We start from the raw sequence: 11,767 nt of genomic DNA on the forward strand, positions 1-11,767 counted from the left end.
GCGGCGCAGACCATGCGAGCATCGAAGGACCAGCGCGGTAATCTCGCCGTAACGATGTGCACCGGGCGCAAGGCCCTGCGGGTTACGCCTCGCGATTCCCCGGTATAAAGTGTTGCGCAGGTTGAAATCCGAAGGGAGGGCGGCGGGCATGGCCAGTGACAATGCCGCCGGTGGCAAGCCGGCGACCCTCGATCCTCCCGCCATCGCGGCCGAACTGAAGTCGCTCGATGCTTCGCCCAAGGGCTTGACCGCTGCGGAGGTGGCGTCGCGTCTTGCGCGATATGGCAAGAACGCCATCGTCGCGAAAGCCGAGAGCCGCTGGAAAAAGCTGGCGGCCTATTTCTGGGGACCGCTGCCCTGGATGATCGAGGCGGCCGCGCTGATCTCGCTGGTGCGCCGTGACTGGTCCGACTTCGCGGTGGTCACAGGCCTGCTCGTCTATAATGCCGCAGTCGGCTTCTGGCAGGATTACAAGGCGTCGAACGCGCTTGATGCGCTGAAGAAGGGGCTCGCGCCCAAGGCGCGCGTGCTCCGCGACGGAGCCTGGACTTCGATCGATGCCTCAGGTCTTGTGCCGGGTGACGTCGTCAATGTCACCGCGGGCCAGATCGTGCCTGCCGATCTTCTGTTGATCCAGGGCGAATATCTCACCGTCGATCAGTCCGCGCTCACGGGCGAGTCCCTGCCGGTGTCAAAGAAGGTCGGCGACGCAGCCTATTCAGGCGGCATCGCCAAGCAGGGCGACATGACCGGTGTCGTGACCAAGACCGGCAACAACACATTCTTCGGGCGCACGGCAAAGCTCGTGGCTTCGGCGGGTTCGGTGTCGCACGCGCAAAAGGCGGTGCTGCAGATCGGTGACTTCCTCATCATCGTTGCCTTTGCGCTGGCGCTGGTTCTGGTCGGCGTCGAGGTCTACCGGCATATCGTGGTAGCGCCGTCCTGGGACTGGACGACCATCGGGTCGATCGCGCAATTCGTGCTGATCCTCCTGGTTGCCTCGATCCCGGTGGCGTTGCCCGCCGTGATGTCGGTGACCATGGCGATCGGCGCCTATGCTCTGTCGAAGCAGAAGGCGATTCTGTCGCGGCTCTCGGCGATCGAGGAACTGGCCGGTGTCGACGTGCTGTGCAGCGACAAGACCGGCACGCTGACGCTCAATCAGCTCACTGTCGATGCGCCGATTCCGTTCGGCAATGCGAAGCCCGAGGATGTGCTGATCGGGGCGGCGCTTGCGACCCAGACCTCGAGCGAAGACCCGATCGATCTCGCGGTGCTTCGCGCGCTGAAGGACAAGTCGGCGCTGACCGGCATGAAGCAGACGCATTTCGTGCCGTTCGACCCGGTCCACAAGCGCACGGTCGCGACCATCGTCGATGCGCAGGGGCGCACCGTGCAATATGCGAAGGGCGCGCCGCAGGTGATCGCGGCGCTCGCCCACCCCGATGCGGCAACGCTTGCCAAGTACAACGGCACCGTCGCGGATCTCGCCTCGCGTGGCTATCGCGCGCTTGGGGTCGGACGCTCCGACGACGGCAAGACCTGGACGCTGGTCGGGCTGGTCACGATGCAGGACCCGCCGCGCCCGGATGCCAAGTCGACGATCGCCGAAACCGAGAAGCTCGGCCTCAACGTCAAGATGGTGACCGGCGACGATGTCGCGATCGGCGATCAGATCGCAAAGCAGCTCGGCATGGGGGACCATCTCCTCGTCGCGAGTGATCTGTTCAAGGACGGGACCACGTCGATCTCGCCGCAGGTGGCGGAAGCGGTCGAGGGCGCGGACGGTTTCGGGCGCGTCTTCCCGCAGCACAAATACGAGATCGTCAAGGCGCTGCAGCAACGCGGGCATATCGTCGCTATGACGGGCGATGGCGTGAACGATGCGCCGGCCTTGCGTCAGGCCGATTGCGGTATCGCGGTAAGCGGAGCGACCGATGCGGCCCGCAGCGCCGCGGCGCTGATCCTCACCGCGCCGGGGCTTTCGACCATCGTCAATGCCATCGTCGGAGCGCGGCAGATCTTCCAGCGCATCCTGAGTTATGTGCATTACCGGATCGCGATGACGCTCGACATCATGCTGCTGGTGGTGGCGTCGGTGGTGTTCTTCGAGTTTCAGCCGCTCGCCGCGGTGATGATCGTGGTGCTGGCGCTGCTCGACGATATCCCGATCATGACCATCGCCTATGACAATGTGACGCCGTCGCCCAGGCCGGAGCGCTGGGACATGCATCAGGTGCTGGTGTTCTCCTGCCTGATGGGCCTTCTGTCGTTCGCGGAAAGTCTCGGGTTCTTGCTGATCGGTCTTGAATGGGTCGGCAATGCGAACCTGCTGCAAATCATCCCGCTCGACAAGGATAGCCTCAAGACCGCGATGTTCCTGCAACTCGCGGTCGGCGGGCATTTGCTGCTCTTCGTCGTGCGCACGCGGCATTCGGTGTTCGTCCCGCCTTATCCGAGCGCGCCGCTGTTCCTTGCGATCATGGCGACCCAGGTCGCGGCGATCCTGATCTGCGGCTTCGGCATCCTGATGCCGAAGCTCGAGTGGAGCGCGATCGCCGCGGTGTGGGTCTGGTGTCTTGCCTGGATGGTCGTCATCGACATCGTCAAACTGATCTATGTCCGCCGCTTCGATCACAACGAGGCGCAGATGCGCGAACTCGCACAGCCGATTGCCCGCTGACCGATTGGAGAGCCCCGATGGATTTCCGGAAGAAGCTGCTGGTGCCGCCCGGCAAGACGGTTCGCCTGAAGGATATCGATCCGGATTTCCACGGCGGCATCAAGTCCGAGCAGGATGCGCAGCCGCATCTCGATCGCTACCGGCAGAAACTCACCGACATGCAGCGGCTGTTCTACGGCGATCGCAACCATGCGCTCCTGATCGTGCTGCAGGGCATCGATGGCGCCGGCAAGGACGGCACCTGCTGGCATGTCATCAGCGCGATGGATCCGCAGGGCGTGAAGGTGCAGGGCTTCAAGCAACCGACGCCCGAGGAGAAGGATCACGATTTCCTCTGGCGGGTGCATCCGCATGCGCCGGGGAAGGGCGAGGTCGCGGTGTTCAACCGCTCGCATTACGAGGATGTGCTGGTCGAGCGCGTGCACAAGATGGTGCCGAAGCCGGTCTGGAAGGCGCGCTACGATTTCATCAACGACTGGGAGAAGCTGCTCCACGAGGACAACAACACAACGATCCTCAAGTTCTTTCTGTACATCTCCAAGGAGGAGCAGCTTGCGAGGTTCGAGCAACGGCTGGACGATCCTGCCCGACAATGGAAGATCAGTAGCTCGGACTACAAGGAACGCGACTTCTGGGAGGATTACATCGAGGCCTTCGAGGATGCTCTGTGGAAATGCTCGAAGACGCATGCGCCCTGGTATGTCATCCCGGCGAACCACAAGTGGTTCAGAAATCTCGCGGTTTCGCAGATCATTGCGGACACCATGGAAGACATGAAGCTGAAGCTGCCAAAGCCTGGTGTCGACCTCGCGCAGATCCGCAAGCTCTATCACGCGGCCGCCGAGGATTCGGGAAAGGCCAAGGCAGACAAGGGCAAAGCAAGCAAGCCTGCGAAGAAGGGTTAGCGGGATGCCGGTTCAGCCGCCGGTCCCGCATTTCGGAATTCTCGACCACGCCCCGATGGGCCCGCGCCAGTACGCCATCTGGCTCCTGGCGAGCGGCGGCACCTTGCTCGATGGCTTCTCGATCTTCTCGCTCGGTGTAGCGATGCCATTGCTAACCAGCCGCTTCGAGCTTGGCCCGTTGATGGTCGGATTGATCGGCTCTGCCCTTGTACTCGGCGCTGCCATCGGTGCTGCATTCGGAGGGGCCGCCGCGGACCGTTTCGGCCGCAAGCCGCTCCTCATCATAGACATGGCGATCCTGGCCACCGGGGCCGTCTTCAGCGCGTTCGCGGAGAACGCATTGGCGGTGTTGTTCGGCCAGTTTCTGATCGGAGTCGGCATCGGGATCGATTTCCCGGTCAGTGCGTCCTACGTCTCGGAGACCATGCCGAAGCGCGCACGCAGCCGCATGATGGTCGCGACCATCGCGCTGCAATCGGTCGGCATGCTGATCGGTGCCGCGGTTGCGCTCTCGCTGTTGCGGCTGCACGGACAGGCGATCGACTGGCGTTTCATCGTTGGAGCGACCGGGGCCGGCGCATTCGCCTTCATGCTGGCGCGCATGTGGTTGCCGGAAAGCCCGCGCTGGCTGCTCGAGCATGGTCATCCGGACAAGGCCGCGCATGTCGTCACCGGACTGACTAAAGTCCGGATCGAGCATCCGAGCGAGCCGCCGCCGTCGCAGGATCGCGGCATGTCAGTTCTGTTTTCGCGGCCGTACCGCGTGCGGACGGCGCTTGTCTCGATACCGTGGTTCCTGATGGATATTGCGACCTACGGCGTTGGCCTGTTCACGCCTGTCATTCTCGCCGCGCTCCATCTCGGCGCAAAGCCGCGCGACCCGGTTGCAGCCGATTTTGCCGCGGCGCAGGGGAGTGCGGCCATCGACCTCTTCCTCTTTGTCGGATTTCTCGTTGGCATCTGGGCCGTGCCGCGCTTCGGCCGTCTGCACATGCAGGTCGTCGGGTTTGCAGGCATGGTGCTCGGCATGCTGATCCTCCTTGTCGCCGTCCTGTCCGGCGGCGGCGCAAGCTCGCATATCGCGCTCGTATTTCTGGGATTCATTCTGTTCAATCTCGCGATGAATGCCGGACCCAATGCCACTACCTTTACGATGGCCCCGGAGCTGTTCCCGACGGCTGTGCGCGCGTCCGCGAGCGGATTCGCCGCGGCCGCTGCCAAGGCCGGCGCGACACTTGGGATCTTCCTCTTGCCACAGGTGAGGGAATTTTCCGGTGTCGCCGGCGTTCTGACGCTTATGGCAATCGTGAGTGCTCTCGGCGCTGTGATCACTCTCATCCTCGCCAAAGACATCCGCGACATTCCGGAAGGGCGCGGACTGGAAGAGGTGTCGCAGCCGAGCGTCGCATCGCCTCAGAGTGCCGTCCGATGATGGCCAGCCTGAAAACATGAAATGCGTCGCCTGCCGAGAAGGGGCCGAATGTTTGAATCGGACCCCTAGCGTCGGTGTATCGCCTTCCCGTCAGCGTGTAATCACGCCGAGCTTTTCCATCTGAGCGATGACCTGTTCGGCCAGTTCATCCGGCGTTCCGGTTTCCGTTCGCAGCCTGATCTCCGGATCGACCGGCGGCTCGTAGGGCGAGTCGATGCCGGTGACATGGAAAGCCTTGCCGGCGCGCGCCTTGGCATAGAGCCCTTTCGGGTCGCGTGCCTCGCAAACCGCAAGCGGGGTATCGACGAACACCTCGATGAACTCACCGGCGTCGTGGCGCTCCCGGACCGATTGCCGCTCGTTGCGGAAGGGAGATACGAACGCACACAGCACGACGAGCCCTGCATCCGTCATCAGGCGGGCGACTTCACCGGCGCGGCGGACATTCTCGACGCGGTCGGCCTCGGTGAAACCGAGGTCGCGATTGAGCCCGAGGCGCATGTTGTCGCCGTCGAGCGCGTAGGTGTGGATGCCGCGCCGGCTGAGCTTCTGCTCGACGAGGTTGAGAATCGTGGATTTTCCGGCGCTCGGCAGGCCGGTGAACCACACCGTCGCCGGCCGCTGCCCTTTCATCTTGGCGCGGAAGGATTTGTCGATCTCGTAGCTCTGCTTGACGAGATTGCTCGCGCGATAGAGCGCGAAGTCCGCCATGCCGGCGCCCGCGGTTGCGCCGGTCTGACGGTCGATCAGGATGAAGGCGCCGGTCTCGCGATTCTTCGCGTAGGCATCGAATGCGATCGGTTCGGTGGTCGCAATGTTGCAGAAGCCGATATCGTTGATGGCGAGCGTCGACACTGCCGCATGTTCGCCGCTCTCGATGTCGGTGCCGTATTTTAGCGCCGTGACGGTGGCTGCGACGGTGTGGGTGCCGATCCGTAGCGAATAGGTGCGGCCGGGCAGCATCGGGTTTTCGTTCAGCCAGACGAGATGGGCTGCGAACTGGTCGGCAACCTCGGGCGCGGCATCGGCTGGTGCGAGGATATCGCCGCGCGACACGTCGACCTGGTCGGCGAGCTCGATGGTGGCTGCCTGACCGGTTTCAACGCTCTCGACAGTGTCCGGATAGACGTAGATCTCCTTGATGGTCGACGGCCGGCGTGATCGGCCGACCACGATGGCGTCGCCGCGATTGAATGCGCCGGACGACATGTAGCCGGCATATCCGCGTCCGCCGGATTGCGTGCGCATCACCGACTGCACATGGAAGCGCGCCGGCTGTTCGTGCTGGTGCGTGGAGCCCGGCACGGTCTCGAGATGCTGTAGAACGGTCGGGCCCTTGTACCAGGGCATCCGCTCGCTTCGCTGCACGATGTTATCGCCGTCGCGGGCAATGACCGGTATTGCCGCGACGTGCTCGAATGCGAGCTGCGCGGCAAAGATCTCGTATTCGTCGCGGATTGCGTTGAACGGCGCCTCGCGGCCAGCCACGAGGTCCATCTTGTTGACGACGAGGAGCACGCGGCGGATGCCGAGCAGCGAGAGGATGCGGCTGTGGCGCAGTGTCTGCCGCGTCAGGCCGGCCTTGGCGTCCACCAGCAGCAGCGCGAATTCGGCGTTGGACGCGCCGGTCACCATGTTGCGGGTATATTGCTCATGACCGGGTGTGTCGGCGACGATGAAGGCGCGCTTGGGCGTTCCGAAATAGCGATAGGCGACGTCGATCGTGATGCCTTGCTCGCGCTCGGCCTCGAGGCCGTCGAGCAACAGGGCGTAGTCGAGTTCCTCGCCGGTGGTGCCGAATTTCTTCGACAGGTGGACGAGGTTCGCCATCAGGTCGTCCGGCACCGATCCGGTTTCAGCCATCAGGCGGCCGATCAATGTCGATTTGCCGTCGTCCACCGCGCCGCAGGCGAGGAAGCGCAGATGGTCGCGTTCGGTCACTGGCGCGCGCATCAGAAATAGCCCTCGCGCTTCTTGCGTTCCATCGAGGACACTTCGTCGGCGTCGATCAGCCGGCCGGCGCGTTCCGACTGGCGGGTGGTGCGCAACTCATCGACGATGTCAGCCACGTTTTCGGCATTCGACAGCACAGCTGCCGACAGTGGATAGCAGCCGAGTGAGCGGAAGCGGATCACCATCTCCTTGCGCTGTTCGCCAGGCTGCAGTTCGAGCCGGTCATCGTCGATCATGATCAGGCTGCCTGCGCGCTCCACCACCGGGCGCTTCTTCGCAAAATAGAGCGGCACAACGGGGATATCTTCCGCGAGGATGTATTCCCACACGTCGAGCTCGGTCCAGTTCGAGAGCGGAAAGACCCGCATGGTCTCGTCAGACGCGATCTGCGGATTGTAGAGATGCCAGAGTTCCGGCCGTTGACGGCGCGGATCCCACGAATGGTTCGGACCGCGCACCGAGAAAATGCGCTCCTTGGAGCGGCTCGGTTCTTCGTCGCGCCGCGCGCCCCCGATCGCGGCGTCGAATTTCCCGGCATCGAGCGCGTCCCGCAGCGCCCTGGTCTTCATCTCGCGCGTATAGACCGACGAACCGGACGCGATCGGATGAATGCCGTCTTCGATCGCCTTCTTGTTCGTGTGCACGATCAGGTTCAGATCGAGCTCCGCGGCCATGCGGTCGCGATGGGTGATCATGTCCCGGAATTTCCAGGTGGTATCGATATGGAGGGCCGTGAACGGGATCTTCGCCGGATGAAACGCCTTGCGGCACAGATGCAGGAGCACGCTCGAGTCCTTGCCGATCGAATACATCAGCACCGGCCGCTCGAAGGCGGCCGCGGTCTCGCGCAGAATCACGATCGCTTCGGTCTCGAGGCTGGACAGGTGGCGGGACAGATGGCTCGTCATGAGGCTGTTCAACGGAAAAACAATCTACGTTTCGCGTTCGGGCCGAAAGAGAAGTTCTCTTGTTATATCAGTCATTTAGGTGTCCCTTGATAGGGGCTCTTTAGCGGCGCGGGAGCCGCCTGTCGAGGCCTGAATCCATCCGCAGGACGAGCCTTTCGGCTAAGGCCGCGAGGTCCTCCTAGAGGACCTCGAACACGCTATAGACCGGGCCGCTCGCAAGCCGATGCCCGTAGGCGACGGATGCAATGAGGTTGAGAAAGCCATATTTCTCCGACGCGGTTTCGAAATAGGGCGTCGCGCGCATGTAATAGAGCGAGGGGTTCACGACCTCGCCCTTGGCAATGCGGTCGAGCACGTCCTTCGGCCCGTGCCGGATGCCACGATAGGTCATGCCGATCAGCGCGCCATCGTCGGTCTCCATCACGCAGCGCACGTCCAGCATCCACGCGCCATCGGCCCGAACCGCCTGCCAGTCACTGCCGCCGGACAGGATCTTGCCGCGCAGCCGTTCACCCTCAAAGCGTCCGCCGGTGATCTCGCCGACGCGCCGGTCGACGCCGGGCGTCTTGCCGATCACGCTTGCCGCCTTCACGGCGAGTTCGAACAGAAATAGCGGACGCAGCCGCAGCTCCGTCATTTCGCGCGGCAGGATGGTGGTGAGCGGCTCGGTCATGACGTTCCCCCGTAATATTCATTTTGGGAGAGCCTAGTCGGGCGCCGCGCGTGCGTCGAGCCGCCCACAACCGGCCCACGCCACGTACCGGAAGCGCAGAATAAGCCATTGTCGAAACGGCATAATTGCCGCTATCGTTATTTCAAACACTTCCAATTCACACGGGGGACGGAATGGCCAAATTCGGCATCGGGCAGGCGGTCAAGCGGGTCGAGGACCAGCGCTTCCTTACCGGCAAGGGCCGGTATGTCGACGACATCAACCTGCCGAACCAGGCCCACGCCGTTGCAGTCTCTTCGCCGTACGCGAATGCCCGGATCAAGAAGATCGACACCTCCAGGGCCAAGGCTGCGCCGGGCGTTCTGCTGGTGCTGACCGGCGCGGATGTCGAGGCCGACAAGCTCGGCGCACTCACGGCGCATCCGATGCCGGAAGAGGTTGGCGCGCCGGCCGGCTTCCGCACCTGGCTGCCGCTGATCTGCTCGGACCGTGTTCGCTATGTCGGCGATCGCGTCGCGTTCGTGATCGCCGAGACACAGATGCAGGCGCGGGATGCCGCCGACCTGGTCGAGGTCGAGTACGAGGAATTGCCGGCTGTTTCGGACCTTGAGGAAGCTGCGAAAGAGGGCGCGCCGAAGGTCTGGGAAGATAACGAGAAGGGCAACTGGGCGTTCGGACTGATGTTCGGCGATCAGGGCGCAACCGACGCCGCCTTCGCGAAGGCCAAGCACGTCGTGAAGGCGCGCATCGAACACAACCGTCTCGCACCGAATGCAATGGAGCCGCGCGTTGCGATCGGCGACTACAGCGAGGCGGACGATCAATACACGCTCTACACCTGCTCGCAGAACCCGCACGGCGTGCGGATGGAGCTGTCGCATATCTTCCACTGTGCCGAGAGTCAGATCCGCGTTGTATCCCCCGACGTCGGTGGCGGATTCGGGCTGAAGGGCAGTCCGTTCCCGGACGATTGCGTCACGCTCTGGGCCTCCAAGAAGCTCGGCCGTCCGGTGAAGTGGCTCGCGACCCGCACGGAAAGCCTGCTCACCGACCGCCATGGCCGCGAAATGGTGATGTACGGCGAGATGGCGCTCGACGAGAACGGCAAGATCCTCGGCCTGCGGATGAAAGCGTTGTATCAGGTCGGCGCTTATTTCGTCGGACCGGGTCTCGTACCGGCCGCGTTCGCGCTCCGGTTCGCGCCTGAGGCCTATGACATTCAGGCGCTCCATGTGATGGTGCAGGGACTCCTGACCAACACATCGCCGGTCGGTCCCTATCGTGGCGCCGGGCGTCCGGAAGCCGCTTACTTTACCGAGCGCATGATCGAGCAGGCCGCGCGCGAGATCGGCATTCCCTCCGATGAAATCCGCCGGCGCAATCTGATCCCGGAAAGCAAGCTGCCTTACACGACGCCGACCTTCTGGGTTTACGACTCCGGTGAATTCCATCGCGTGATGGAGAAGTGCCTAAGCGTCAGCGACTGGAAGGGTTACGAGGCGCGCAAGAAGAAATCCGAAAGCGAAGGCAAGCTGCGTGGCCGCGCCGTGACCTTCTATATCGAGCAGGGCGGTATTTTTAACGACCGCATGGATCTGCGCTTCGATCCGTCGGGTTCGGTCTCGATCATCGCCGGAACGCATTCGCACGGGCAGGGGCACGCCACGGTGTTCGCGCAGCTCGTGCATGAATGGCTCGGCGTGCCGTTCGAAACCATCCGCTACATCCAGGGCGACACCGCATCGGTGCCGTTCGGCCGCGGCACCTATGCCGCGCGTTCGTCCCTCGTCGGCGGCAATGCGCTGAAGGTCGCGGCAGACGCGATCGTCGAGAAGGCAAAGCCGATGGCGGCAGCCCTGATGGAGGCGGCCGAAGGCGACCTCGAGTTCAAGGATGGCTCGTTCCGCGTGGTCGGCACCGACAAGGCAATCCCGCTGACCGAAGTCGCGAAGGCGTTCTACGCCCCGATGGGGCCGCTGACCGAGAAGATGGGCGTCGGTCTGGAAGCGCAGGGCAACTGGTCGACCAATCCGCCGAACCATCCGAACGGCTCGCATGTCTGCGAACTGGAGATCGATCCGGAGACGGGCGTGGTGACGATCGACCGCTATTTCGTGGTCGACGATCTTGGCGTGGTGCTCAATCCGATGATCGTTCGCGGCCAGATCCATGGCGGCATCGCGCAGGGCATCGGGCAGGCGCTGGTCGAGCATGCGGTCTACGACAAGGATTCCGGCCAGATGCTGGCCGCAACCTTCATGGATTACGGCATGCCACGCGCCGACCTGTTCCCGGAGATCGAGACCCATCTCGAAGAGGTGCCGTCGAAGACGAATCCGCTCGGCGTCAAGGGCATCGGGGAAAGCGGCACCATCGGCGCGCCGCCGACCGTGATCAACGCGATCCTGGATGCGCTGAAGCCGCTTGGCGTCAAGTCCATCGACATGCCGGCGACGCCGGCGCGGATCTGGGAAGCGATGAACAAGGCGCGCGCCGCGTAACCTTCGCCAGTTCCGAGCGTGATCTCTTCCGAAAACCGGTCCGCGGTTTTCGGAATCGCGCCTAGGCGCGCTTTTCCGCAACGTTGCCGTGCTGCTGCGGCCATGACCGATACGGCCGCAGCACCAGGGCGCTGTTGTAATATTGCGGCTGACCGGTGATCTCCGTGCCGATCCAGTCCGGCAGCGCAACCTGCTGGCTCTCTTCGTTTAACTCGATCTCCGCGATGATCAGGCCGTCATTTTCACCGGAGAAGACGTCGACCTCGAAGGTCAGGTCGCCATGCGGCACGAGATGGCGGTTCTTTTCGATCACAGCGCCGTGGCGGAGCGCGATCATCGCTTCAGCTTCAAGGGGCGGCACAGGAAACTCAAGTTCGAGCCTTCGCAGCGAGGCGGGGCGTGACTTCACGGTCAGCGTGGCCGAGATATTGTCGCGAATGCGCACACGGACGGACGCTTTGCCGTCTGTTGTGAGATAAGCCTGCCGGATCGCGATCGTTCTTGTGACCTGCGAACGCCATGCATCGTTGCGTACGAGAAATTTCCGCTCGATTTCGCAACTCATGCAAAGCCCGCTAGGTATGACGATCCGATGAGACTCCTACATGTCGGCCAAGCCGGCGGCGAAGGCAAGCGTTGCGTGTGAAAAATGCAGCGCGCAATCGCACGGTTGCCATGCTGGCCCGGGATGGTGGAGCCGGACAGGGGGCTG

Annotated in this window: 8 protein-coding genes; 4 read left to right on the forward strand and 4 right to left on the reverse strand. The window is 63.2% G+C overall.

Features of this window, described 5'->3' with window-relative positions:
- Positions 1-148 precede the first annotated feature (148 nt).
- From VNZ93_RS14575 to VNZ93_RS14585, 3 genes are read left to right on the forward strand one after another with little or no spacing between them, the layout of a single operon-like run.
- Positions 149-2,683, forward strand: a complete 2,535-nt coding sequence (locus VNZ93_RS14575; RefSeq protein WP_325706327.1) for a plasma-membrane proton-efflux P-type ATPase — start codon at positions 149-151, stop codon at positions 2,681-2,683.
- A 17-nt stretch (positions 2,684-2,700) separates the two neighbouring features.
- Entirely contained in the window at positions 2,701-3,588 is an 888-nt protein-coding gene (locus tag VNZ93_RS14580) for a polyphosphate kinase 2 family protein (RefSeq protein WP_325706330.1), read from the forward strand.
- 4 nt (positions 3,589-3,592) lie between these two features.
- Positions 3,593-5,020: an MFS transporter gene (locus VNZ93_RS14585; protein WP_325706333.1), complete on the forward strand. Its 1,428-nt coding sequence runs from the start codon at positions 3,593-3,595 to the stop codon at positions 5,018-5,020.
- Positions 5,021-5,110: 90 nt separating this feature from the next.
- Here VNZ93_RS14585 and cysC read toward each other — a convergent pair whose 3' ends face one another.
- The 3 genes from cysC to VNZ93_RS14600 all read right to left on the reverse strand — a co-directional run bounded on the left by cysC (position 5,111) and on the right by VNZ93_RS14600 (position 8,554).
- Positions 5,111-6,973 (reverse strand): adenylyl-sulfate kinase, encoded by a 1,863-nt coding sequence (gene cysC / locus VNZ93_RS14590; protein ID WP_325706336.1) that lies wholly within the window; start codon positions 6,971-6,973, stop codon positions 5,111-5,113.
- A complete protein-coding gene (gene cysD, locus VNZ93_RS14595; RefSeq protein WP_325706338.1) occupies positions 6,973-7,881 on the reverse strand; it encodes a sulfate adenylyltransferase subunit CysD in 909 nt (302 codons plus the stop codon). Before cysD ends, cysC begins: the two co-directional genes overlap by 1 nt.
- A gap of 178 nt (positions 7,882-8,059) precedes the next feature.
- Positions 8,060-8,554 (reverse strand): DUF3237 domain-containing protein, encoded by a 495-nt coding sequence (locus VNZ93_RS14600; protein WP_325706340.1) that lies wholly within the window; start codon positions 8,552-8,554, stop codon positions 8,060-8,062.
- 173 nt (positions 8,555-8,727) lie between these two features.
- Here VNZ93_RS14600 and VNZ93_RS14605 point away from each other — a divergent pair, with 173 nt between their 5' ends.
- The gene (locus tag VNZ93_RS14605; protein WP_325706343.1) at positions 8,728-11,055 is read left to right on the forward strand and encodes a xanthine dehydrogenase family protein molybdopterin-binding subunit; all 2,328 of its coding nucleotides are present in this window, start codon (positions 8,728-8,730) and stop codon (positions 11,053-11,055) included.
- Between the two features lie 61 nt (positions 11,056-11,116).
- On the opposite strand, the gene VNZ93_RS14610 is transcribed toward VNZ93_RS14605, so the two are convergent.
- The gene (locus VNZ93_RS14610; RefSeq protein ID WP_325706346.1) at positions 11,117-11,620 is read right to left on the reverse strand and encodes a CYTH domain-containing protein; all 504 of its coding nucleotides are present in this window, start codon (positions 11,618-11,620) and stop codon (positions 11,117-11,119) included.
- Between the last annotated feature and the right edge of the window lie 147 nt (positions 11,621-11,767).

The organism is Pseudorhodoplanes sp., assembly GCF_035565795.1.
GTDB lineage: Bacteria > Pseudomonadota > Alphaproteobacteria > Rhizobiales > Xanthobacteraceae > Pseudorhodoplanes.

What these genes read in the sequence shown, in the direction of transcription:
- VNZ93_RS14575 (WP_325706327.1), top strand. Translation starts at nt 149, where the DNA reads ATGGCCAGTGACAATGCCGCCGGTGGCAAGCCGGCGACCCTCGATCCT.
- VNZ93_RS14580 (WP_325706330.1), top strand. Translation starts at nt 2,701, where the DNA reads ATGGATTTCCGGAAGAAGCTGCTGGTGCCGCCCGGCAAGACGGTTCGC.
- VNZ93_RS14585 (WP_325706333.1), top strand. Translation starts at nt 3,593, where the DNA reads ATGCCGGTTCAGCCGCCGGTCCCGCATTTCGGAATTCTCGACCACGCC.
- cysC (WP_325706336.1), bottom strand. Translation starts at nt 6,973, where the DNA reads ATGCGCGCGCCAGTGACCGAACGCGACCATCTGCGCTTCCTCGCCTGC.
- cysD (WP_325706338.1), bottom strand. Translation starts at nt 7,881, where the DNA reads ATGACGAGCCATCTGTCCCGCCACCTGTCCAGCCTCGAGACCGAAGCG.
- VNZ93_RS14600 (WP_325706340.1), bottom strand. Translation starts at nt 8,554, where the DNA reads ATGACCGAGCCGCTCACCACCATCCTGCCGCGCGAAATGACGGAGCTG.
- VNZ93_RS14605 (WP_325706343.1), top strand. Translation starts at nt 8,728, where the DNA reads ATGGCCAAATTCGGCATCGGGCAGGCGGTCAAGCGGGTCGAGGACCAG.
- VNZ93_RS14610 (WP_325706346.1), bottom strand. Translation starts at nt 11,620, where the DNA reads ATGAGTTGCGAAATCGAGCGGAAATTTCTCGTACGCAACGATGCATGG.